Source organism: Pseudonocardia sp. 73-21 (genome assembly GCF_001899645.1).
In the GTDB taxonomy this organism is placed as follows: Bacteria; Actinomycetota; Actinomycetes; order Mycobacteriales; family Pseudonocardiaceae; genus Pseudonocardia.
This window is the reverse complement of record NZ_MKVV01000040.1, coordinates 14,551-37,759: the sequence shown is the minus strand read 5'-3', so window position 1 is coordinate 37,759 and position 23,209 is coordinate 14,551. Positions and strand designations below refer to the sequence as shown.

The following is a 23,209-nucleotide window of genomic DNA, read 5'->3' as shown; positions in this document are numbered from 1 at the left end:
CCGCCGGCCCTCTGAGCCCCCGGCCCTCTGAGCATCGCCGCGCCGGCGCACCCTCACCAAGTGGTGGGTGTGCGCCGGCGCGTCGATGGGAGAGACTTCGATCATGTCGCTTCCCGTCACCGGCTTCTCCCACGTCCGGCTCACCGTCACCGACATCGCGCGGTCGCGCCGGTTCTACGACGACGTCCTCGGCCTGCCCGTCGCGTTCGAGCTTCCCGCCGACGCCGACGACGCCACCCGCGAGGAGCTGTGGTGGCTCTTCGGCGGCGTCGTCTACGAGGTGCCCGGCGGGTTCTTCGGGCTCCGGCCGGTAGCCCCCGCCGCCGACACCTTCACCGAGAACCGCGCCGGCCTCGACCACGTGGCCTTCAAGCTGCCCTCGCGCGCGGACCTCGACGCCGCGGCCGCGCGCCTCGACGAGCTGGGTGTCGCCCACGCCGGCGTGAAGGACATCGGGCTGGGCTGCCTGCTGGAGTTCCGCGACCCGGACAACATCGCCCTGGAGCTGTGGGCCGACGCCGGCTGACCCGGTCGAGGCTAGGCTCGGGCACGTGAGTCCAGCGAGGTCCCTCCGTTGATCATCACCTGCCCCCGGTGCTTCTCGTTCGACGACGTCCGGCCACCTCGGCGCCGGCCCGACGGCGCGGTCGAGTACACCTGCACCGGCGAGCACGACGGCGCCGGCACGCACACGTGGTCCGTCGCGCCCCCCGAGGTGCCGTCGGGCCGCGTCGCCCCGACGGCGCGCGCGACGGGCGCCCGCGCGCCCGCCGCGCCGCGTCCCGGCGTGGGCTCCGAGGCCGCCGCCACCGACGAGCTGCTCGAGCCGCTGCTGGCCTGCGTCAACGCCGGTGAGCCGTTCGTCGAGTACGGGGTGGTCGAGTACCGGTTCCGGCTCGCGCGGCCGGACCTGTTCGTCGCGCACGTGCGGGAGCGGGGGCACGTCCTGCTCGGGGCGCGCCGCGGGCAGGCGTCGGCGTCGACCGCCCGGTTCGGGAGCGCGCTCCGCCGGTTGGAGAGCGCGGGTGAGCTCGTGATGGTGAAGGGGCCGGGCACCGGGGCGTGGCGGCACAACCCGTCGATCGGGTACTGGGCGCGTCCACCCCGCCCGACGGGCCCGCTCCTGACCTGGTCGATGTTCTGCGCCACCCAGGGGCGCTCGGCGGAGTGGACCGACGCCGACCGGGCCGTGCTCGGCGCCCCCTGATCCGGCCCACCCCGGCGGACGCGGGGCCGGAAGGGTTCTCAGACGTCGAAGTCGATGACGACCCGGTCGGAGACCGGAAGCGTCTGGCAGGTCAGCACGAACCCGGCCGCGACCTCGTCGTCCTCGAGGGCGAAGTTGCGGCGCATGGTGACGTCGCCGTCGGTGACCTTCGCCCGGCAGGTGCCGCAGACCCCGCCCTTGCAGGCGAACGGGAGGTCGCCGCGCACCTTCTGCGCGGCGTCGAGCACCGGGACGGTGCGGGGGAGGGTCAGCTGGGTGGACCGGCCGTTGAGCACGATCGTCACCTCGCTGCCGTCGCCGTCGGGTGCGTCGTCGTCCTCGGCGCGGTGCAGCTCGGGCGGGGGCTCGTCGACGTAGAACAGCTCGCGGTGCACCCGCTTGCGGTCCACGCCGAGCTCGGTGAGTACCGTGACGGCGTCCTCGGTCATGCCGAGCGGCCCGCACAGCCACCAGTGGTCGGTGTCCTCGACGTCGACGAGCGCGCCGAGCAGGGTCCGCATCCGGTCGGCGTCGAGGCGGCCGTTGAAGATGTCGGCCTCGGTGGGCTCGCGCGAGAGCACGTTGAGCAGGTGCAGGCGCGGGCCGTGGGCGTTCTTGAGGTCGGCGATCTCCTCGGTGAACATGACCGTGTCGGTGCGGCGGTTGCCGTAGATCAGGGTGACGTGCGTGTCGTCGTGCGCGGCCAGCAGCGACGCGGCGATGGACAGCACGGGGGTGATGCCCGAGCCCGCCGCGATCAGCCCGTGGTGGGTGCCCGCCTCCAGCTGCGGGGTGAACGAGCCGGCGGGCGGGCCGACCTCGATCTCGTCGCCCGCCTCCAGCCGGTCCACCAGCCACTCCGAGAACAGCCCGCCCGCCACCCGCCGGACCCCGACCCGCGGGGCCGCGCCCGACGGCGCGCAGATCGAGTACGAGCGGCGCTCCTCGCCGTCGTCGGTGACCGTGCGCAGCGTCAGGTACTGGCCGGGGCTGAAGGCGTAGGCCTGCTTCAGCGACTCCGGGACGTCGAAGGTCACGGCGACCGCGTCGTCGCAGAGGCGCTCGACGGACGCGACCCGCAGCGGGTGGAACCCGCCGGTGCGCGGCTCGGTGATGTCCGAGGTGATGTCCGAGGTGATGTCCGAGGTGATGTCCGAGGTGCCGACCTCGGTGGCGGCCGTCATCAGATCTCCTTCATGTGCTCGAAGGGCTCCCGGCACGACGGGCAGCGGCGCAGGGCCGTGCACGCCGTGGGCCCGAAGCGGGACAGCTCGTCGGTGGCGGGCGCGCCGCAGTGCGGGCAGCGCACCGCGGCCGACGGCGGGGTGAGCGTCAGCGGGACGGGGCCGGCGACCCGCGGTGCCGCCCGGCCGGGGGGCGCGATGCCGGCCTCGGCGAGCTTGCGGCGGCCGTCGTCGCTGATCCAGTCGGTGCTCCAGGCGGGGGAGAGGACGGTGCGGACCTCCACGCGGGCGAACCCGGCGCGGGTCAGCGACGCGCGCAGGTCGTGGCGCATCTCCTCGATCGCGGGGCACCCCGAGTAGGTCGGTGTGATCGTGACGAGCACCGCGTCGCCCTCGACGTCGACGCCGCGCACGACCCCCAGGTCGTCGAGGGTGAGCATCGGCATCTCCGGGTCGACGACCCCGGCGACGACCTCGCGCGCGGTCGCCACGTCGATCACCATGTCGGTCACCACGTCGTGCCCGGGTGCTGGCGGGCCAGGCTCTGCATCTCCGCGAGCGCGTGTCCGAGGTGCTCGGTGTGCACGCCCTGGCGCCCGCTGCGCCCGCCGATCGTGCCGATGGCCGGCTTGTCGGGCCGCGTCAGCGTGGCCTTCGTGATGACCTGGTCGAGCACCGCGTCGACCTCCTCGCGCGTCAGCGCCGGATCCACTGCCACACCGGCCTCGACCAGCCGCCGCTCCTCGTCGGAGGTGCGGAACAGCTCCCCGACGTAGGGCCACAGCGCGTCCAGCGCCGCCTGCATCCGTGCGTGCGACTCGTCGGTGCCGTCGCCCAGGCGCAGCGTCCAGCGGGCCGCGTAGTCGCGGTGGTAGGTCAGCTCCTTGACGCCCTTGGCCGCCACCGCGGCGATCACCGGGTCGGCCGAGCCGACGAGCCGGTCGAGCAGCGCGAGGCGCCAGGTCGAGAAGATCAGCATCCGGCCGACGGCGCGGGCGAAGTCGAGGTCGTCGGAGAGCTCGGCGAGGCCGACGTTGCGGAACTGCGCGTCGGTGCGCAGGAAGGCCAGCGAGTCCTCGTCACCGCCGGTCAGGTGGGCCGAGCGGGCGAGCAGCACGCGGGCCTGGCCGAGGAGGTCGAGCGCGGTGTTGGCCAGCGCGACCTCCTCCTCCAGCTCCGGGGCGTTGCTGACCCATTCCGACAGGCGGTGGCTGTAGACCAGCGCGTCGTCGCCGAGCATCAGGCAGTAGGCGGCGAGGTCGGCCGGGTCGACGCCGTCGGGTACCGGTGAGGTGATCTCCGCACCGGCCTCCTCGACGATGCCGGTGCCGAACGCCCAGCGCGGGTCGTCGTGGCCGGTGGTCTCCGACAGCGACTGGTAGGCGTTGGTCCCATCGGTGTCCGTCACAGCGTGCCCCTCGACCTCGGTGTGGTGGACGTTCACAGGTGCGGCACCTCGTCCGGGATCGCGTAGAAGGTGGGGTGGCGGTAGACCTTGTCACCGGCCGGTGCGAAGAACGGGTCCTTCTCCGCCGGGCTCGACGCGGTGATCGCGTCGGCGCGGACCACCCAGATGCTCACGCCCTCGTTGCGGCGCGTGTAGACGTCGCGGGCGTTGTGCAGGGCCATCTCGTCGTCGGCGGCGTGCAGCGACCCGACGTGCACGTGGTTGAGGCCGCGCTTGCCGCGCACGAACACCTCGTAGAGCGGCCAGGTGCGCCGGGAGGGCTTCTCACCCAACCCGGTCTCGACGCCGGTGGTCGGCACGGCGCCGTGCCCGCCTTCGGCGGTGACCTCCTCGCTCATGCCGGCACCTCCTGCTCCCGCGCGCGGGCCGCCTGCTTGTCGGCGTACGCCTGTGCGGCCTCGCGCACCCAGGCGCCGTTCTCGTGGGCGCGGCGGCGGTGGGCGACGCGCTGGGCGTTGGCCGGCCCGGAGCCCGCGATGACGGCCTTGAACTCGGCCCAGTCGGGCTCGCCGTAGTCGTGGGACTTCCGGTCCTCGTTCCAGACCAGTTCGGGATCGGGCAGCGTGACCCCCAGCGCCGCGGCCTGCGGCACGGACATGTCGACGAAGCGCTGGCGCAGCTCGTCGTTGGTGTGGCGCTTGATCCCCCAGGCCATCGACTGCGCGGAGTTGGGGGAGTCGTCGTCGGGCGGGCCGAACATCATCAGCGACGGCCACCACCAGCGGTCGACCGACTCCTGCACCATCGCCTTCTGCGCGTCGGTGCCGTTCACCATCGCCAGCAGCAGCTCGAAGCCCTGACGCTGGTGGAACGACTCCTCCTTGCAGATGCGGACCATCGCCCGCGCGTACGGGCCGTAGGAGCAGCGGCACAGCGGCACCTGGTTGCAGATGGCCGCACCGTCGACGAGCCAGCCGATGACGCCGATGTCGGCGTAGCTCAGCGTGGGGTAGTTGAAGATCGAGGAGTACTTCTGCTTCGAGGAGATCAGCTTCTCGGTGAGCTCCTCACGGTCGACGCCGAGCGTCTCGGCCGCGGCGTAGAGGTACATGCCGTGGCCGGCCTCGTCCTGCACCTTCGCGAGCAGGATCGCCTTGCGGCGCAGTGACGGGGCACGGAGGATCCAGTTGCCCTCCGGCTGCATGCCGATGATCTCCGAGTGCGCGTGCTGGGCGATCTGGCGGATCAGCGTCTTGCGGTAGGCCTCGGGCATCCAGTCCCGCGGCTCCACGCGCTGGTCGGCCCCGATCGTCCGGTCGAAACCGGCTTCCAGGTCGAGCTCAGGACCGGTTCGGTCCTCGGTCACCGTCATGGGACTCCTCCGTAACCGAATGTTCGTTCGTCTGATGATGACGCACTGCCCGGCCGGGCGCAACCACGGCCGACCGGGATCTGCTCAGGACGGCGGGATGATGCCCACGGACACGATCCGGACGATCTCGTCGGGCAGGTCGTCCGCGCCGGGGCGGCCGGGCCGGTACCACTCGATGATCGAGTTGACCGTGCCCGAGAGCAGACGGGCGGCCAGCGACGGTTCGACTCCTGCCCGGACCTCGCCGTCGGCCACGGCGTCGGCCACCAGCGAGGCGATCGACGCGTCGAACGCGCGGCGGCGGGCCAGCGCCCACCGCTCGGTCTCGGTGTTGCCGCGCACGCGCAGCAGCAGCGTGACGTAGGGCAGCTCCGAGGTCAGGACCTCGACCTGGCGGCGGATGATGTGCTGGAGCCGCAGCAGGGCCGGGCCGTCCTGCGCCGCCGGTTCCTCGAGGATGCCGAACAGGCCGTCCAGCGCGCGCTCGAGCGCGGCCTTGAGCAGCTCCTCCTTGCCGCTGACGTGGTGGTAGAACGACGACTTCGTGATGCCGGCCGCGCGGGAGAGGTCCTCCATGCTGGTGGCGTCGTAGCCGCGGGTGTTGAACTCGGCCACGGCCACGGCGAGCAGCGACGACGCGTCGTAGACCGGGCGCCGGGCGCCGGCCTCGCCGCGGGCCCGCCGGGTGCGGACCGGGGACGTCGGGGGCTCGGCCGGTGCGGCGCTCACGGCGTCCGCCCGAACGGTCCGTCCACGGTCACCGGCCCTCGAACGTGGGCCGCCGCTTGGCCAGGAACGCCTCGACGGCCTCCTTGTGGTCCGTCGTGACGCCCAGCCGTGCCTGCGCGGCGCCCTCCGCCTCGAGCACGGTGTCGAGCGGGGACACCGCGCCGATCGCGACCGCCTTCTTGATCTCGGCGTAGGCGAGGGTCGGCCCGGCGGCGAGCCGGCGGGCGAGCTCCAGCGCCGTGTCCAGCACCTGCTCGGCCGGCACCACGGCCCGCACCAGGCCGGAGGCCAGCGCCTGCGTGGCGTCGAAGGACTCACCCAGCAGCAGCAGCTCGGTGGCCCGCGCCGCGCCCAGGGAGTGGACGAGGCTCGCCGAGAGGCCGGAGTCGGCGGTCAGCCCGATGGCGGCGAACGCCGTGGCGAACGTGGCCGTCTCCGCCGCCACCCGCAGGTCGCAGGCCAGCGCGAAGCCCAGGCCCGCACCGACCGCGCCACCGTTGATCGCGGCGATCACGGGCTTCGGCATCGTGGCGATCGTCGCGACGATCGGGTTGTAGTGCCTCCCGACGGTGTCGAACGACGTGGACGCGTCCGCTTCGAGGGCCTGCACGTGCTCGCCGAGGTCCTGTCCGACGCAGAACGACTTGCCCGAACCGGCCAGCACCACGGCGCGCACGCCCGCGTCCGTGGCGACCCCCTCCAGGGCGGCGAGCAACGCTTCCTTCAGCTCGATCGTGAGCGCGTTGCGCTTCGCCGGCCGGTTCAGTGTCACGATCGCGACGGCCGGGTCCTTCTCGTCGGCGGTGACCAGGACCGCCGGATCGGCGTGCGTCGAGCTGGCTGCGGTGCCTCCGGCACTGTTCGTCTCCACGCGGTCATGCTAGCCTCCCCGACAACCGAACGATCGTTCGCCGGGCGACAGCTGGGACGGCTCTGAATGACCGACGTGTATCTGGTGAGCGGGGTCCGCACCCCGCAGGGCAAGTACGGCGGTGCCCTCTCCGGCGTCCGCCCCGACGACCTCGCCGCCCTCGTGGTGGCCGAGGCCGTCCGCCGGGCGGGGGTGCCGGGCGACGCGGTCGACGAGGTCGTGCTCGGGGCCGCGAACCAGGCCGGCGAGGACAACCGCGACGTCGCGCGGATGGCGGTGCTGCTGGCCGGCCTGCCGTCGACGGTGCCCGGCTACACCGTCAACCGCCTCTGCGCGAGCGGCCTGACCGCCGTCGCGAACGCCGCGCAGTCGATCCGCGCCGGCGAGGCCGACGTCGTCGTGGCCGGTGGGGTCGAGTCATGACGCGCGCGCCCTGGGTGATGGCCAAGCCCGGCACGCCGTGGGCGAAGCCCGGCGAGGTCGCCGACACCTCCCTGGGCTGGCGCTTCACCAACCCGCGCTTCCGCGACCTCGACGAGGCCGCGCCGCCGGTGCACACCGAGACCGCGGGCCCGGTGACGCTGTCGATGGGGGAGACGGCCGAGGAGGTCGCCGCGCTCGACGGCATCACCCGCGCCGAGTGCGACGAGTTCGCGGTGCGCAGCCACGCCCGCGCCAGCGCCGCCGCGAAGGACGGCCGGTTGGACGCCGAGCTCGTGGCGGTGACGGTCCCGCAGCGACGGTCCCGCAGCGCAGGGGTGACCCGGTGGTCGTCACCGCCGACGAGGGCCCGCGCCCCGACGCGTCGACCGGGTCGCTGGGCCGGCTGCGGCCGGTCTTCCGCACCGACGGTGTGGTCACCGCGGGCAACGCCTCACCGCTGTCGGACGGGGCGGCCGCGCTGGTCGTCGCGAGCGAGCGGGCCGTGCGGGAGCACGGGTTGACGCCGGTCGCGCGGATCGTGGTCGGCGCCAGCGCCGGCGTCGCCCCGCACGTCATGGGTCTGGGCCCGGTGCCCGCCACGCACAAGGCGCTGGCGCGGGCGGGCTGGTCGGTGGGCGACCTCGACGCCGTCGAGCTCAACGAGGCCTTCGCCGCGCAGAGCATCGCGTGCGTGCGGCGGCTCGGCCTCGATCCCGACGTCGTCAACGCCGACGGCGGGGCCATCGCGCTCGGCCACCCGCTGGGGTGCTCCGGCGCCCGCATCACCGTCACGCTCGCCCACCGCCTGCACCGCGAGGGCGGACGCCGGGGCCTCGCGACGCTCTGCGTCGGCGTGGGCCAGGGCGTCGCGCTGCTCATCGAACGTGTCTGACCATCCCCGACGACCCATCCCCGACGACGAGGAGAGCCCATGAGCATCCCCACCCTGCGCAGCCATGTCCTCGGCGACTGGCACACCTCCACCGCCGAGGGCCGGCCGCTGCACGACGCGGTCACCGGCGAGGAGATCGCCCGGATCTCCTCCGACGGTGTCGACTTCGCAGGGGCGCTGCAGTACGGCCGCACCGTCGGCGGGCCCGCGCTGCGCGAGCTGACGTTCCACCAGCGTGCGGCCCTGCTCAAGGCCCTCGGCGGGCACCTGCGCGAGCACCGCGACGAGCTCTACGCCGTCTCCGCGCAGACCGGTGCCACGCTCGGGGACTCGAAGTTCGACGTCGACGGCGGCATCGGCGTGCTGCTCGCCTACGCGTCGAAGGCGAAGCGCGAGCTGCCCAACGACACCGTCTACGTCGAGGGGGCCGTCGAGCCGCTCGGCCGCGGTGGCACGTTTCTCGGCCAGCACGTCTGCACCCCGCTGCACGGCGTCGCGGTGCAGGTCAACGCGTTCAACTTCCCCGTGTGGGGTCCGCTGGAGAAGTTCGCGCCCGCGTTCCTCGCCGGCGTCCCGAGCATCGTCAAGCCGGCCAGCCCCACCGCGTTCCTCACCGCGAAGCTCACGGAGCTGATCGTCGGCTCCGGGTTGCTGCCCGACGGCGCGTGGCAGTTCGTCGCGGGCTCGGTCGGGGACCTGTTCGACCACCTCACCGGCCAGGACCTGGTGTCGTTCACCGGTTCGGCGTCCACGGCGCAGACCCTGCGGGCGCATCCCGCGATCGTCCGCAACGCGGTGCGGTTCTCCGCCGAGGCCGACTCGCTCAACCTCTCCGCGCTCGGCCCGGACGCCGTGCCCGGCACCGACGAGTTCGACCTCTTCGTCAAGGGCCTGACCACCGAGATGACGGTGAAGGCCGGGCAGAAGTGCACCGCGATCCGGCGTGCGTTCGTACCGGCGGAGCAGGTGGACGCGGTGGTCGAGGCCGTGTCGGCGCGGCTGGCGAAGGTCACCGTCGGCAACCCCGGTACCGACGGCGTCCGGATGGGGGCGCTGGCGAGCCTGGAGCAGCGCGAGGAGGTGCGCCGCAGCGTGAAGGCCCTCGCCGACGCCGGGCGCATCGTGTTCGGCGATCCCGACACGGTCGACGTGGTCGACGCCGACGCCGACCGCGGCGCGTTCGTCTCGCCCATCCTGCTGGTGGGGGACCCGGAGCGGGCCGAACCGCACGAGGTGGAGGCCTTCGGCCCGGTCTCGACGATCCTGCCGTACTCGTCCACGGCGCAGCTGATCGACTACGCCGCCCGCGGCCAGGGCAGCCTGGCCGGCTCCATCGTCACCGCCGACACCGCGTGGGCCCGCGAGGTCGTGCTCGGCGTCGCGCCGTGGCACGGGCGGCTGCTCGTGCTCAACGCCCGGGACGCGAAGGAGTCGACGGGTCACGGCTCGCCGATGCCGCAGCTCGTGCACGGCGGGCCCGGCCGCGCGGGCGGCGGCGAGGAGATGGGTGGCATCCGCGGGGTGCTGCACCACATGCAGCGCACCGCGATCCAGGGCGACCCGGACACGCTCGCCGCGATCACCGGCCGCTGGGTGGCGGGTGCCGAGCGCCGCGAGACCGACGTTCATCCGTTCCGCAAGCACCTCGAGGAGCTGCGCCCCGGCGACACGATCGTCGCCGGCCCCCGCACCGTCAGCCAGGAGGACGTGGAGCACTTCGCCGAGTTCACCGGCGACACGTTCTACGCCCACATGGACGCCGAGGCCGCCGCAGCGAACCCGCTGTTCGGCGAGCGCGTCGCCCACGGCTACCTCATCGTGTCGCTGGCGGCCGGGCTGTTCGTCGATCCCGATCCCGGGCCGGTGCTGGCCAACTTCGGCGTCGACAACCTGCGGTTCCTGACACCGGTGAAGTTCGGTGACGCGCTGACCGTGACGCTGACCTGCAAGCAGCTCACCCCGCGCGACTCCGCCGGCTACGGCGAGGTCCGCTGGGACGCCGACGTCACCCGTCAGGACGGTGAGTCGGTCGCCCGCTACGACGTCCTCACCCTCGTCGCGAAGCAGGAGAGCCCCGGCACCGACCGGACGACCGACGTAGACGGAGGATGACGGCTGTGACCCCCCCGACCACCCCGACGATCCCGAAGCGGCTGGGTGACGCACCGCCCGCCGACCTCCTGGACCCGGCCGAGCGGATGTCGGTCGACGAGCTGCGGGAGCTGCAGCTGCAGCGTCTGCAGTGGACGCTGCGGCACGCCTACGACAACGTCCCGCACTACAGGCGGGCCTTCGACGCCCACGGCGTCCACCCGGACGACTGCCGCGAGCTCGCCGACATCGCCCGGTTCCCCACCACCAGCAAGGCCGACCTGCGGGAGAACTACCCCTTCGGCATGTTCGCCGTCCGCCAGGACCAGGTGCGGCGCATCCACGCCTCGTCCGGCACCACGGGGCGGCCGACCGTCGTCGGCTACACCGAGGGCGACATCGAGCGCTGGGCCGGGCTGATCGCCCGGTCGATCCGCGCGGCCGGCGGGCGGGCGGGTCACAAGGTGCACAACGCGTACGGCTACGGGCTGTTCACCGGCGGCCTGGGCGCGCACTACGGCATCGAGAAGCTCGGCGCCACGGCGATCCCGGTCTCCGGCGGCATGACCCCGCGGCAGGTGCAGCTGATCGGCGACTTCGAGCCCGACGTGATCATGGTGACCCCGAGCTACATGCTCACCCTGCTCGACGAGTTCGAGCGCCAGGGCATCGACCCGACGTCGACGTCGCTGAAGGTGGGCATCTTCGGTGCCGAGCCGTGGACCGAGCAGATGCGCTCCGAGATCGAGGAGCGCATGGACATGCACGCGGTGGACATCTACGGCCTGTCCGAGGTGATGGGCCCGGGTGTGTCCCAGGAGTGCGTCGAGGCCAAGGACGGCCTGCACATCTGGGAGGACCACTTCCTGCCCGAGGTCGTCGACCCGCTGGACGGCACACCGCTGCCCGACGGCGAGGAGGGCGAGCTGCTGTTCACCTCGCTCACCAAGGAGGCGTTGCCGATCATCCGGTACCGCACCCGGGACCTGACGACGTTGCTGCCGGGTACCGCGCGTCCGTCGATGCGGCGGATGGCCAAGGTCACCGGCCGGACCGACGACATGATCATCCTGCGGGGGGTGAACGTGTTCCCGACCCAGATCGAGGAGATCGTGCTCCGCACGCCCGGCCTGTCGCCGCACTTCCAGCTCGTGCTGACCACCAGGGGCCGGATGGACGCGCTCGGGGTGCGGGTCGAGGCCCGCACGGACACCCCGGCCGAGCGGCGCGACGGGGCCGCCGCCGAGCTGGTGCATGCCGTGAAGCAGTCGGTCGGGATCTCGGTGACCTGCGAGGTCGTCGACCCGGACACCCTGGAACGCTCGATCGGCAAGCTGCAGCGGCTCCTGGACCGCCGCACGACGTGACGCCGCACCGCCATGTCGTCGGGTCGGAGGAGGCGAACCGATGGGCGGGCGGCGAGGCGTCGAACCGCCGCCCACGGCCCCTCGGTGCTGGTGGTCGGCGCGCGCCCGCCGTTACGGCCCGGTCGCGATCTCGTCGGCGGCGGTGGCGTGGCGCTCGCCCATCGGGGCCTCCGGCCCGTGGGTGGTGTCGCGACCGGTCTGGCGCTCGGCCTCGGCGTTGATCTCCGCGCCCAGCAGCACGATGTAGCTGGTCAGGTAGAGCCAGAGCAGGAGCACGACCACGCCGGCGAGCGCTCCGTAGGTCGTGTTGTAGCTGCCGAAGTTGTCGACGTAGAGGCTGAACCCGGCGCTGCCGATGATCCACAGGACGGCCGCGACGACCGAGCCGGTGCTGACCCAGGCGAACCGGGGCGCGTCGCGGTCGGGGGCCACCCGGTACACCACGGCCAGCGCGCCGACGACGAGCGCCACGAGCAGCACCCAGCGCACCACCTCGGCGAGCACGGTGCCGAGCACACCGAGCTGAAGGGCGTCGAGCAGCGGGGGCACGACGGCCACCAGCGCCAGCGTCAGCAGGACGAAGACGATGGCGCCCAGCGTGAGCAGCAGCGCGAGGCCGCGGGTCTTGAGGAAGCCGCGGGTCTCCTGCTCGTCGTAGGCGAGGTTCACCGCCTTGATCAGGTTGCCGGTGCCGCTCGAGGCCGACCACAGGGCCGCCAGCACGGACACGACGAGCCCGATCCCCAGCGCGCTCCCGCTGCCGGAGACGACGGCGGTGAGCTGGTCGGCGATCAGGGGCTGGGTCTCCTGCGGCAGCGTCGCGGCCAGGGACTCGACCTGCCGCGCCACCGTCGCGGGGTCGGCGATCAGGCCGTAGAGGGTGACCGCGGCGATGAGGGCCGGGAACACGGCGAGGAAGGCGAAGTAGGCGACGCCGCCGGCGAGCATGGGCACGTTGTCGGCGCCGCTCTCGGTGACCGCGCGGCGGGTCACCTGCCACCAGCCGCGGGCCGGTATCTCGGTAGGGCTGCGGGCCCGGTCTCCGGGGTGCCGCTCGGTGGTGGGTGTGCTGGTCATGTCGGGTCAGGTACCCGGTGCGCCCGGGGCGACACCTCGCGCCGTACCGTCTCGGCCAGCACGATCTTCCCGCGTGGTGCCCGGCCGCGGCGGACCACCGGGCCGAGCCCGCCCCCTAGCCTCGCGCCCGCTACCGTCTGATCATGGTTCGCGTCCTCACCGCCGTGCCCGTCACCGGCCCGGTCGCCACGCACGGCGAGGGGCCGGTCTGGCACCCGTCCTACCGCGGGGTGCGCTGGGTCGACATGCTCGCCGGCGACGTCCTCGAGCTCGACGGCGAGGTGGTCCGGCGCACCCACGTCGGCACCGTCGCGGCCGCCTTCCGGCCCCGCCGCGGTGGCGGTACGGTGCTGGCCGACGAGCGCGGGTTCGTCCTGCTCGACGCCGACCTGCGCGTCGAACGGCACCTCGGCGACCTCTGGGACGACCCCGGCGTGCGCATGAACGACGGCGGCTGCACACCCGACGGCGCGTTCTGGTGCGGGTCGATGGCCTACGACGAGAGCACCGGCGCGGGTGCGCTCTACCGCCTGGCGCCCGACCTCACGGCCGGGCGCATCCTGGACGGCCTCACGATCTCCAACGGGTTCGGCGTCACCCCCGACGGGCGGCGCGTGCACCACGTCGACACCCCGACGCGGCGGATCGACGTCTTCGACCTCGACGCGGGCCCGGCCGCCCGCCGCCCGTTCGTCACGCTCCCCGACGGCCCCGGGTTCCCCGACGGGCTCACCGTCGACGCCGAGGGCGGCGTCTGGGTGGCCCTGTGGGGCGGGTCGGCCGTGCACCGCTACACGGCCGACGGCGTGCTCGACGCCGTCGTGGAGCTGCCGGTCACGCAGGTCACGGCGTGCACGTTCGCCGGCCCCGGGCTGGACCGGCTCTACGTCACCACGTCCCGGCAGGGTCTCGACCCGGCCGACCAGCTCCTGGCGGGGGCGCTGTTCGTGGTGGAGCCCGGAGTCCGGGGGCTGCCCGTGGTGGAGTTCGGCGGCTGAGCCGGACGGCGGGCCGCGGGCGGTGGAACGGGGCGCGGCGCGCGGCGTTCACCCGGCCGAGCGACGCGGGCTGGTGTTCACTACCGGTCGCGGCCCATCCCTCGACGGCCTGCACCCTCTGCTGCGGAGCGATCATGACCACCATCCCGGACGGCGACGCAGCCGACGGCCACCACCGCCTGGTCGCCCAGCCCCACCGCGACGAGGAGGAGGGTCCGGTCGCCGCGGCCGAGGCGGCAGCGGCCACGCTCAGCACGGAGGCGGAACCGCTGGGCCGGCTCGGACGCCCGATGAACCGCCGCTCGCCGTTCTTCGTCGGGATGGCGGGCGCCGCGGGGGTCGCCGTCACGGTGCTGGTCGCGGAACTGGTCGTCACCGCGCGGCAGACGCTCGTGCTGATCGGGCTGGCGCTGTTCATCGCGATCGGCCTGGAGCCGGCCGTCTCGCGGCTGGCGCGGCGCGGCGTCCTGCGCCCGGTCGCGGTGGCGGGTGTGGTGCTGACGCTGCTCGGGGCGGTCGGTGGGTTCCTCTCGGTCGCCATCCCCCAGGTGGTGGCCCAGGCCACCGCGTTCGCGATGCAGATCCCGGACTACCTGCAGGCAATCCAGGACCGCAACACGACCCTGGGCGCGTTGAACCAGCGCTTCGGCGTCGTCGAGATCATCCGCAACACCCTCGGCGCCGCCACCGGCAGCGGGGTCACCAGCAACGTCCTCAACGGCGTGCTCGGGGCCGGGGAGGTGGTGCTGGGGGTGCTGGCGGACACGGTGGTCGTGACCGTGTTGACGATCTACTTCCTGGCCGACCTGCCGCGGATCCGGCGCGGGCTCTACCGGCTGGTGCCGCGGTCGCGGCGGCCCCGGGTGATCCTGATCGGTGACGAGGTGTTCGCGAAGGTCGGCTCCTACGTGCTGGGCATCCTGGTGCTGTCGGTGATCGCCGGGGCGTCCTCGCTGGTGTGGATGCTGCTGCTGGGAGTGTCGTTCCCGCTGCTGCTGGCCGTGATGGTGATGCTGCTGGACGTGATCCCGGTCGTGGGCACCTCGGTGGCGGGGGTGGTGGTCACCCTGGTCGCGTTGAGCGGTTCGCTGGGGGTCGGGCTGGCCACCGCGGGGTTCTTCGTGGCGTACCGGGTCGTCGAGGACTACGTCCTGACCCCGCGGATCATCGGCCGGGCCGTGCACGTGCCCGCCCTGCTCACGCTGATCGCCCTGCTGCTGGGCGCCGTGCTGCTGGGCGTCATCGGCGCGGTGGTGGCCATCCCCGTGGCGGCGGCGGTCCTGCTCGTCGTGCGGGAGGTCCTCGTGCCGCGTCTGGACAGCACGTGACCGGCGGCCCTGCCGCTCACAGGAGCCCGCCGATGTCGGAGGCCGAGAGCGCCTGTTCGATCCCGAGCACCATCGCCCCGGCCACCCCCGCGTACTCCCCGAGCACGCTGTTGGCGAGCACCAGGTTGCGGGTGGCCAGCGGCAGCGCCCGCTGGTAGACGACGCTGCGCACACCGGCGAGCAGTTCGTCGCTGGCCGCGGTGACCGATCCGCCCAGGGTCACGCGGGCCGGGTTGTAGAAGTGCACGAGGGTGGCCACCACCTCGCCGATCAGCCCGGCCGCCTCCCGCACGAGGGCCAGCGCGGCCGGGTCGGCCCGGCCGATGCGGGCGCGGACCTCCGCGACCGTGACGGTGTCGGCCCCCGTGCCCAGCCGCCGCGCGATCGCGTCGGCCGAGGCGACCGCCTCGATGCAGCCGACGTTCCCGCAGATGCACACGACGTCCGGCGCCCCCCGGACCCGGATGTGCCCGATGTCGCCCGCGGCGCCGTCGGCGCCGTGGTGCAGCGCGCCCTCGCGGGTGATCAACCCGCCGCCGATCCCGGTGCCGACCTTGACGAACAGCAGCGGGGCCTGGTCGTCGGGCAGGGCACGGGCCTCGCCGAGGGCGCGGAGGTTGACGTCGTTCTCGAGGATCACCGGGCAGTCGAAGATCTCCCGCAGCCGCGCCGACACGGGGTAGGCGTGCCAGCCGGGCATGATCGGCGGCCGCACGGGCGTGCCGAGCTGGCCGTCGACGGGCCCCGGAAGCCCGATGACGACGGCGCGGACCGGAGCCACCGGCGCGCCCGCCCGCAGCGTGGCCAGCGAGTCCACCACCGCCGCGAGGACGACCTCCGGCCCGTCCTTGACGTCGACGTCGACGTGGGTGTGCCCGAGCACCTGCTGGCTCAGGTCGACGACCGCGAGATGGGCGCCGGTCGCGCCGACGTCGGCGAGCAGGACGTGCCCACCCCGCGGTGACAGCGACAGCCGGTCGGCCGGACGCCCGCGGCCGGGGGTGGGCCGCGTGCCGTCCGGGCGGAGGACGCCGCGGGACACCAGCTCGTCGACGGCCGCGCTCACGGTCGTGCGGGCCAGCCCGGTGACCGGGACGAGGTCGGCCTTGCTCACGGCGGTGCCCGAGGCCACGAGCCGCGCCACGGTGCTGAGCGTGACGGCGGGGTCCGTGCGCCCGGACAGCGCGGGTGCGGTGAGGCGCAAGGGGGGAAGCGGGGACGGCAGTGGCATCACGGCTCGATATCGTCGGAATTCTGACCTGAAACGACATTATCAGGACGTTGTACGTCATTGGTCAACGCTCCTATGTTGCTGGCCATGACGGAGCCGGTCGCACTGCTCACCATGCGGGGCATCGTCAAGACCTTCCCCGGGGTCCGGGCGCTGGACGGTGTCGACCTCGACGTCGCGGTCGGCGAGGTGCACTGCCTGCTCGGCCAGAACGGGGCCGGGAAGTCGACGCTGATCAAGGTGCTCGGCGGGGCGCACCGCCCCGACGCCGGCTCGATCGTCCTCGACGGCGCCGAGGTCTCGTTCGCCACGCCGCACGCCGCCGACGGCGCCGGGATCGCCACGATCCACCAGGAGCTCGACCTGGTGCCGGGCCTGTCGGTCGCCGAGAACGTGGTGCTCGGGCACGAGCCCGCCCGGTTCGGCTTCACCCGCCCCCGTGACGCCGAGGAGCTCGCCCGCGCGCTGCTGCGCCGGCTCGGGCACCCCGAGATCCCGCCGCGCCGCGAGCTGGGCCGGCTCTCCGCAGCGGGGCAGCAGGTGGTCGGCATGGCCCGGGCGCTGGCCCGCGACGCCCGCCTGATCGTGATGGACGAGCCGTCGGCCGTGCTCGACCCCGAGGAGGTCCGGAACCTGTTCCGGGTGATCCGGGAGCTGACCGCCGAGGGCGTGTCCGTCGTCTACATCTCCCACCGGCTCGAGGAGATCCGCGCGATCGGCGATCGCGTCACCGTCCTGAAGGACGGCCGCACGGTGGCCCGCAACCTGCCCGCCGCCACCACCCCCACCGCCGACGTCATCCGGTTGATGACCGGCCGGTCCATCGAGTACGTCTTCCCCTCCCGCGCCGCACCGGAGGACTCCGGGGTGGTGCTGGAGGTCGAGGCCCTGTCCCGCACGGGCGAGTTCGCCGACGTGTCGTTCACCGTGCGCGCGGGCGAGGTGGTCGGGCTGGCCGGGCTCGTCGGCTCGGGTCGCTCGGAGATCCTCGAGACCGTGTTCGGCGCGCGCCGCGCCACCGCCGGGACCGTCCGGGTCCGTGGGACGCAGCTGCGGCGGGGCTCGGTCCCGGCAGCGGTCCGGGCCGGGATGGGGCTGTGCCCGGAGGAGCGCAAGAGCCAGGGGCTGCTGATGGGCGAGCCCGTGTACCGCAACGTCTCGCTGCCCGTGTTGTCGCGCTTCGCTCGCGGGGGGTTCCTGCGCCGCGACGCCGAGCTCGACGCCGCGTCCGCCGTCACCGCGCAGCTCGACGTGCGGCCCGCCGACGCGACCCGCGGCACGGCGACGCTGTCGGGCGGCAACCAGCAGAAGGTCGTGCTGGCCCGCTGGCTGCTGCGCGGCTGCGACGTCCTGCTGCTCGACGAGCCCACCCGCGGCGTCGACGTGGGCGCCCGCAGCGAGATCTACGCGCTGGTCCGGCGCCTGGCCGGGCAGGGGGTCGCCGTCGTGCTCGTGTCCAGCGAGGTGCCGGAGGTGCTCGGGCTCGCGGACCGGGTGCTCGTCGTCCGGGAGGGCCGCGTCGTGCACACGTCCGCGAGCGACGAGCTCGACGAGGGCCGGGTCCTGGACCTGGTGATGGAGGGAGAGGCGCGTGTCTGAACACCAGGTCACGACCGCACCGGCCGCCGACGAGCGGAGCAGGGTCGAGGCCGCGGGCGCGGCCCCGCGGCCCTCGGCGCTGCACCGCCTGCTCGACAGCGGGGCCGGGCGCAACCTCGGGCTCGTCGCGGTGCTGGTGATCCTCGCCGTCGTGGGTGTGGGCACCGCCGACACGTTCGCCACGGCCTCGAACCTGCTGACGATCCTGACGTCCGCGTCGATCATCGGGGTGATCACCGTCGGGGTCACGTTCGTGATCATCGGCGGCGGGATCGACCTGTCGGTGGGCAAGCTGATGGCGCTCGCGTCGGTCTGGGCCACCACGGTGGCGACGCAGTCGTTCGGCCCGGTCGTGATGATCCTCTGCGCGCTGCTCGTGGGCATGGGCGGCGGGCTGGTCAACGGCCTGCTCATCGCCTACGGCCGCATCGTCCCGTTCATCGTCACCCTCGCCATGCTGATCTCCGCCCAGGGCCTGGCCGAGCGGATCTCGGGGCGGCGCAGCCAGATCGTCACCGACCCGACGATCGGCGCCATCGCCACCACCCGGCTGCTGGGCATCCCGCTGCTGGTGTTCGTCTTCGCGGCGGTCGTGGCCGTCGGGTGGGTGGTGCTCAACCGCACGACGTTCGGGCGCCGCACGTTCGCCATCGGCGGCAACGCCGAGGCCGCCCGCCTGGCCGGGCTCGACGTCCGCCGCCACACCGTTCTGCTCTACGTGGTGTCCGGTCTCTGCTGCGGCATCGCCGCGATCATGATCGCGTCGCTGACCACCACGGGGTCGAGCACCCACGGCACCCTCTACGAGCTGGACGCGATCGCCGCCGTGATCATCGGCGGCACGCTGCTCACCGGCGGCCGCGGCACGCTGATCGGCTCGATCCTCGGCGTCCTCGTCTTCACGACGATCACGAACCTGTTCGTGCTCAACAACCTCGACACCGACGTCCAGAACATCGCCAAGGGCGTGATCATCGTGATCGCGGTGCTGATCCAGATCCGGGCCCGTCGTACCTCTCCCTGATCCCCGATCTCCCACGAAGGAGCTCTCCATGTCCGATCTTCAGCGCCGCCGGTTCCTGATCGGGGCCGGGGTCGTCGGTGCCACCGTCGCGCTGTCGGCCTGCACCAGCAACGCCGCCCCCGGCGCGTCCGGGGCGAACGTGGCCGCCGCGGCGGGCGACAACGCCGCGGCCGGCGCCGCCGTCACGATCGGGTTCTCCGCGCCGGCGGCCGACCACGGCTGGATCGCGGCGATCGCGAACAACGCGGCCGCCCAGGCCAAGCAGTACCCGGACGTCACGTTCGAGGCCGTGAACCCGACCAACGACGTCACGCAGCAGATCGCCGCCGTCCAGACGCTGATCAACAAGAAGGTCAGCGCGCTGGTGATCCTGCCCAACGACGGCAGCCAGCTCACCTCCGTGGGCCGTGCGGCCATGCAGGCGGGCATCCCGGTGATCAACCTCGACCGGGTCTTCGACACGCCGCTGGCCTACCGGACCTGGATCGGCGGCGACAACTACGGCATGGGCGTCAGCGCCGGCACGTACATCGGTGAGCAGCTGAAGGCCAGGGGAGTGACCAACCCGGTGATCGGGGAGATCGCGGGCATCGACAACCTGCCGCTGACCCAGTCGCGCAGCAAGGGCTTCTCCGACGCGCTGGCGTCGTTCGGGTACAAGGTCGGGCCGCGGCAGGCGGCCGACTTCACCGCGCAGGGCGGCCAGCGCGTCACCGCGAACCTGATGCAGGCCGCCCCGAAGCTCGACGCACTGTGGAACCACGACGACGACCAGGGGATCGGTGTGCTGGCCGCGATCAAGCAGGCGAACCGCAGCGAGTTCTTCATGGTCGGCGGCGCCGGCTCGGCCAACGCCATGCGCGACATCAAGGCCGACAACACCGTGCTCAAGGCCACCGTCACCTACGCCCCCACGATGGCGTCCTCGGCGGTCTCGCTGGCGCGGCTCGTGGCGCAGAACCGCGGGATGGGCGACCTCGTCGAGAAGGAGGTGCCGACCTCCATCACGCTCGCCTCGGCCACCGTCACGAAGGAGAACGTCGACACCTACCTGCCGTTGGGCTTCGAATCATGACCCTGGGTGTCGGGATGGTGGGCTACGCCTTCATGGGCGCGGCCCACTCCCAGGCGTGGCGGACGGCGGGCCGGTTCTTCGACCTGCCGCTCGCCCCGGACATGGCCGTGCTCTGCGGCCGGGACGCCATAGCGGCCACCGCGGCGGCGGAGAAGCTCGGGTGGCGCGACGTGGAGACCGACTGGAAGGCCCTGCTCACCCGCGACGACGTGCAGCTCGTCGACATCTGCACGCCCGGTGACACCCACGCCGAGATCGCCGTCGCCGCGCTCGACGCCGGCAAGCACGTGCTGTGTGAGAAGCCGCTGGCCAACAGCGTCGACGAGGCGCGGGCCATGGTCGCCGCCGCGGAGCGGGCCCGTGCCCGGGGCGTGCGGAGCATGGTGGCGTTCAACTACCGGCGCGTACCGGCCGTGGCGCTGGCGCGGCGGCTGGTGGAGCAGGGCCGGATCGGCACCGTTCGCCACGTCCGCGCGACCTACCTGCAGGACTGGATCGTCGACCCGGAGTTCCCGTTGGTCTGGCGGCTGCAGAAGGGCCGGGCCGGCTCGGGCGCCCTGGGCGACATCGGCGCGCACATCGTCGACATGGCCCAGTTCGTCACCGGCGACCTCCTGACCGGCGTCTCCGCGCTGACGGAGACGTTCGTGCGGGAGCGGCCGCTGGTCGGGGAGTCCAGCGGCCTGTCCGCGTCCGGCGGGGCGGGGCGGGGCACCGTCGACGTCGACGACGCCGCGTTGTTCCTCGGGCGGTTCTCACGGGGAGCGGTGGCGAGCTTCGAGGCCACCCGGTTCGCGACCGGGCGCAAGAACGCGCTGCGCCTGGAGGTCAACGGCAGCGCCGGCTCGCTCGTGTTCGACTTCGAGGCCATGAACGAGCTGTCGTTCTTCAACGGGTCCGACGATCCCGACACCGCGGGGTTCCGCCGGATCCTCGTCACCGAGCCCACCCACCCCTACGTCGGCGCGTGGTGGCCGCCGGGGCACGGGCTGGGCTACGAGCACACGTTCACCCACGAGGTCGTCGACCTGGTGCGCGACCTCGCCGCGGGCACCGACCCGACCCCGTCGTTCGCCGACGGGCTGCAGGTGCAGCTCGTGCTGGACGCGGTGGCGCGGTCCGCGGAGAACGGCAGCAGCTGGCACGCGATCGAGGAGGTCCACTGATGGCCCGGCCCGTGACATTGTTTACCGGCCAGTGGGCCGACCTGCCGTTCGAGGAGGTGGCGCGGCTCGCGGGCGAGTGGGGCTACGACGGCCTCGAGATCGCCTGCTGGGGCGACCACTTCGACCCCTGGGCCGCGGTGGAGGACGACTCCTACGTGCAGGGCCGCCGCGACGTCCTCGAGAAGCACGGGCTGTCGGTGTACGCGATCTCCAACCACCTCACCGGCCAGGCCGTGTGCGACGACCCCATCGACCAGCGCCACCAGGACATCCTGCCGGCGCGGGTGTGGGGCGACGGCGACCCCGAAGGCGTGCGCCGGCGCGCGGCCGAGGCGATGCAGGTGACGGCGCGCGCGGCGGCGGCACTGGGCGTCGACACGGTCATCGGGTTCACCGGGTCCAAGATCTGGAAGACCGTGGCGATGTTCCCGCCGGTGCCGCAGTCCATGGTGGACGAGGGCTACCGCGACTTCGCCGACCGCTGGAACCCGATCCTCGACGTGTTCGACGAGGTCGGCGTCCGGTTCGCGCACGAGGTGCACCCCAGCGAGATCGCCTACGACTACTGGACGACGGTCGCCGCGATGGAGGCGATCGGGCACCGCCCGGCGTTCGGGCTGAACTGGGACCCCAGCCACTTCGTCTGGCAGGACCTCGACCCGGTCGGGTTCCTCTGGGACTTCCGGGACCGGATCTACCACGTGGACTGCAAGGACGCGAAGCGCCAGGTCGGCAACGGCCGCAACGGCCGGATGGGGTCGCACCTGGCCTGGGCCGACCCGCGGCGGGGCTGGGACTTCGTCTCCACCGGCCACGGCGACGTGCCCTGGGAGGCCTGTTTCCGGATGCTCAACAGCATCGGCTACTCCGGCCCGATCTCGGTCGAGTGGGAGGACGCGGGCATGGACCGGCTCGTCGGGGCCCCGGAGGCGCTGGAGTTCGTGCGCCGTATGGCGTTCGACCCGCCGTCGGCGGCGTTCGACGCGGCGTTCAGCAGCGGCGGCTGACCGGCGGTTCGCCGCCGGATGTCCGGGTACCCACCGCACATGAGCGAGTTCGGCAAGGGCGACCGGGTCAGCTGGCGCAGCCACGGCGGGCACGCCGAGGGCGAGGTGCTGGAGAAGATCACCTCCGACACCGAGGCCGGAGGGCGGACCGTGCGGGCGAGCGAGGACGAGCCCCAGTACCTCGTGCGCAGTGACAAGAGCGGGGGCGAGGCCGTCCACAGGCCGGACGCGCTGCAGAAGCTGTGACCGGTCGGGAACGGGGTCAGCCGTCGGGAGTGGCCCCGTGGCCGGGTCGCCCCCTGGTGCGCCGGCGTTGCTTCATCTCGGCCTCGAACACGTGCCGTCGACCGTCCATCGTGGACTCGCGCACGGTGCGCTCGAGGTCGCGGAACGCCGCGTAGTAGGGGGGCCGACCGAGTCCGGGGGCATCTCGTCCTGAGGCATCTCAGCGCCTCCCCGACAACCGCGTGCGGTCCAGGGCGTCGCCCAGGTCGGTGATCGAGTCGAAGACCTCCTGTGCGCCGGCGTGCTCCAGCTCCTCGACGGAGAACCCGCCCGTGCGGATGGCGTAACCGGGGTATCCGGCGCGGCCGGCGGCGTCGAAGTCCCAGACGGAGTCGCCGACGACGACCGCCCGGTGGCCGTCGACCTTGTCCACCGCGGCCTGCAGGACGTCGGGCTGGGGTTTGGTGCGGTCGACGTCCTCGCTGGTGGTCCAGGCGGCGGCCAGGGAGCGGCCGTCGAACAGGTCCAGGTAGGCGTCCACGTGCTCGGGTGAGCCGGAGCTGGCCAGCACGACGGTCAGACCGCGCTCGCGCACATCGGTCAGGAGGTCCTGCACGCCGTCGAAGGGTCGGACCTCGCCCAGCAGTGGCCCGAACTCCTCGCCCCACGCCGAGCGCAGGTCGTCGCCGTGCTCGGCCTCGACGGCGTCCCCGGCGACGGCGGCCACGAGCTGGTCGCCGCCCATGCCGATGGCCCGGTGCAGCCGCCACACGGGCAGGACGATCCCGAAGTGGCGGAAGGCCCGGTACCAGGCCAGGGCGTGGTGGTAGTTGGTGTCGACGAGCGTGCCGTCGACATCGAACACGGCGGTGTCGATCCGGTCGGTGTCGATCCGGTCGGTGTCGATCCGGTCGGTGTCGATCTCCGTCACCGGG

Annotated in this window: 22 protein-coding genes and 1 pseudogene; 13 read left to right on the top strand and 10 right to left on the bottom strand. The window is 73.1% G+C overall.

Annotated features, from left to right (window positions below):
* Positions 1–103 precede the first annotated feature (103 nt).
* Complete coding sequence (locus BGP03_RS11565) at positions 104–526, top strand: VOC family protein (protein WP_298795387.1); 423 nt, start codon at positions 104–106, stop codon at positions 524–526.
* 48 nt (positions 527–574) lie between these two features.
* Positions 575–1,207: a hypothetical protein gene (locus BGP03_RS11560; protein WP_296372157.1), complete on the top strand. Its 633-nt coding sequence runs from the start codon at positions 575–577 to the stop codon at positions 1,205–1,207.
* Between the two features lie 38 nt (positions 1,208–1,245).
* Here the strand turns inward: BGP03_RS11560 and paaE are convergent, their stop codons facing one another.
* From paaE to BGP03_RS11525, 7 genes are all read right to left on the bottom strand, one after another.
* A complete protein-coding gene (paaE, locus tag BGP03_RS11555; RefSeq protein ID WP_298795388.1) occupies positions 1,246–2,391 on the bottom strand; it encodes a 1,2-phenylacetyl-CoA epoxidase subunit PaaE in 1,146 nt (381 codons plus the stop codon).
* Positions 2,391–2,894 (bottom strand): 1,2-phenylacetyl-CoA epoxidase subunit PaaD, encoded by a 504-nt coding sequence (paaD, locus tag BGP03_RS11550; RefSeq protein ID WP_296372151.1) that lies wholly within the window; start codon positions 2,892–2,894, stop codon positions 2,391–2,393. Before paaD ends, paaE begins: the two co-directional genes overlap by 1 nt.
* A gap of 5 nt (positions 2,895–2,899) precedes the next feature.
* Positions 2,900–3,799 carry a 1,2-phenylacetyl-CoA epoxidase subunit PaaC gene (gene paaC, locus BGP03_RS11545; protein WP_296372149.1) on the bottom strand — a complete coding sequence of 300 codons (900 nt, stop codon included), beginning with the start codon at positions 3,797–3,799 and terminating at the stop codon, positions 2,900–2,902.
* Between the two features lie 32 nt (positions 3,800–3,831).
* The gene (gene paaB / locus BGP03_RS11540; RefSeq protein WP_296372148.1) at positions 3,832–4,197 is read right to left on the bottom strand and encodes a 1,2-phenylacetyl-CoA epoxidase subunit PaaB; all 366 of its coding nucleotides are present in this window, start codon (positions 4,195–4,197) and stop codon (positions 3,832–3,834) included.
* Positions 4,194–5,171, bottom strand: a complete 978-nt coding sequence (paaA, locus tag BGP03_RS11535; protein WP_298795390.1) for a 1,2-phenylacetyl-CoA epoxidase subunit PaaA — start codon at positions 5,169–5,171, stop codon at positions 4,194–4,196. Before paaA ends, paaB begins: the two co-directional genes overlap by 4 nt.
* A gap of 84 nt (positions 5,172–5,255) precedes the next feature.
* Positions 5,256–5,801 (bottom strand): TetR/AcrR family transcriptional regulator, encoded by a 546-nt coding sequence (locus BGP03_RS11530; protein ID WP_296372193.1) that lies wholly within the window; start codon positions 5,799–5,801, stop codon positions 5,256–5,258.
* Between the two features lie 127 nt (positions 5,802–5,928).
* The gene (locus tag BGP03_RS11525) at positions 5,929–6,711 is read right to left on the bottom strand and encodes an enoyl-CoA hydratase-related protein (protein ID WP_298795395.1); all 783 of its coding nucleotides are present in this window, start codon (positions 6,709–6,711) and stop codon (positions 5,929–5,931) included.
* Positions 6,712–6,837: 126 nt separating this feature from the next.
* Here BGP03_RS11525 and BGP03_RS11520 point away from each other — a divergent pair.
* The 3 genes and pseudogenes from BGP03_RS11520 to paaK all read left to right on the top strand — a co-directional run bounded on the left by BGP03_RS11520 (position 6,838) and on the right by paaK (position 11,544).
* A pseudogene (locus BGP03_RS11520) lies at positions 6,838–8,086 on the top strand (acetyl-CoA C-acyltransferase).
* Between the two features lie 45 nt (positions 8,087–8,131).
* On the top strand, positions 8,132–10,198 hold the full coding sequence (gene paaZ / locus BGP03_RS11515) for a phenylacetic acid degradation bifunctional protein PaaZ (protein ID WP_298795397.1): 2,067 nt from the start codon (positions 8,132–8,134) through the stop codon (positions 10,196–10,198).
* 86 nt (positions 10,199–10,284) lie between these two features.
* Positions 10,285–11,544, top strand: a complete 1,260-nt coding sequence (paaK, locus tag BGP03_RS11510; RefSeq protein WP_298797843.1) for a phenylacetate--CoA ligase PaaK — start codon at positions 10,285–10,287, stop codon at positions 11,542–11,544.
* Between the two features lie 111 nt (positions 11,545–11,655).
* Here the strand turns inward: paaK and BGP03_RS11505 are convergent, their stop codons facing one another.
* Positions 11,656–12,621, bottom strand: coding sequence for a YihY/virulence factor BrkB family protein (locus tag BGP03_RS11505; protein ID WP_296372140.1), 966 nt, complete (start codon positions 12,619–12,621; stop codon positions 11,656–11,658).
* A gap of 143 nt (positions 12,622–12,764) precedes the next feature.
* Between BGP03_RS11505 and BGP03_RS11500 the strand changes: the two genes are divergently transcribed.
* Positions 12,765–13,619, top strand: a complete 855-nt coding sequence (locus BGP03_RS11500; RefSeq protein ID WP_298797834.1) for an SMP-30/gluconolactonase/LRE family protein — start codon at positions 12,765–12,767, stop codon at positions 13,617–13,619.
* 134 nt (positions 13,620–13,753) lie between these two features.
* Positions 13,754–14,947 (top strand): AI-2E family transporter, encoded by a 1,194-nt coding sequence (locus BGP03_RS11495; protein ID WP_296372137.1) that lies wholly within the window; start codon positions 13,754–13,756, stop codon positions 14,945–14,947.
* A gap of 16 nt (positions 14,948–14,963) precedes the next feature.
* Here BGP03_RS11495 and BGP03_RS11490 read toward each other — a convergent pair whose 3' ends face one another.
* Entirely contained in the window at positions 14,964–16,178 is a 1,215-nt protein-coding gene (locus BGP03_RS11490) for an ROK family protein (protein WP_296372135.1), read from the bottom strand.
* An 87-nt stretch (positions 16,179–16,265) separates the two neighbouring features.
* On the opposite strand from BGP03_RS11490, the gene BGP03_RS11485 reads away from it, so the two are divergent.
* The 6 genes from BGP03_RS11485 to BGP03_RS11460 all read left to right on the top strand — a co-directional run bounded on the left by BGP03_RS11485 (position 16,266) and on the right by BGP03_RS11460 (position 22,295).
* Positions 16,266–17,777 (top strand): sugar ABC transporter ATP-binding protein, encoded by a 1,512-nt coding sequence (locus tag BGP03_RS11485; RefSeq protein ID WP_298797837.1) that lies wholly within the window; start codon positions 16,266–16,268, stop codon positions 17,775–17,777.
* A gap of 79 nt (positions 17,778–17,856) precedes the next feature.
* Positions 17,857–18,801, top strand: a complete 945-nt coding sequence (locus BGP03_RS11480; protein WP_296372189.1) for an ABC transporter permease — start codon at positions 17,857–17,859, stop codon at positions 18,799–18,801.
* Positions 18,802–18,829: 28 nt separating this feature from the next.
* Entirely contained in the window at positions 18,830–19,876 is a 1,047-nt protein-coding gene (locus tag BGP03_RS11475; RefSeq protein ID WP_298797839.1) for a substrate-binding domain-containing protein, read from the top strand.
* Positions 19,873–21,042, top strand: coding sequence for a Gfo/Idh/MocA family oxidoreductase (locus tag BGP03_RS11470; protein ID WP_298797841.1), 1,170 nt, complete (start codon positions 19,873–19,875; stop codon positions 21,040–21,042). Before BGP03_RS11475 ends, BGP03_RS11470 begins: the two co-directional genes overlap by 4 nt.
* The gene (locus tag BGP03_RS11465) at positions 21,042–22,049 is read left to right on the top strand and encodes a sugar phosphate isomerase/epimerase family protein (RefSeq protein ID WP_299736259.1); all 1,008 of its coding nucleotides are present in this window, start codon (positions 21,042–21,044) and stop codon (positions 22,047–22,049) included. The genes BGP03_RS11470 and BGP03_RS11465 overlap by 1 nt, the downstream gene beginning before the upstream one ends.
* Before the next feature lie 39 nt (positions 22,050–22,088).
* A complete protein-coding gene (locus BGP03_RS11460) occupies positions 22,089–22,295 on the top strand; it encodes a DUF2945 domain-containing protein (protein WP_298799838.1) in 207 nt (68 codons plus the stop codon).
* Between the two features lie 199 nt (positions 22,296–22,494).
* On the opposite strand, the gene BGP03_RS11455 is transcribed toward BGP03_RS11460, so the two are convergent.
* Complete coding sequence (locus tag BGP03_RS11455; protein ID WP_298799841.1) at positions 22,495–23,151, bottom strand: HAD family hydrolase; 657 nt, start codon at positions 23,149–23,151, stop codon at positions 22,495–22,497.
* Positions 23,152–23,209 lie beyond the last annotated feature (58 nt).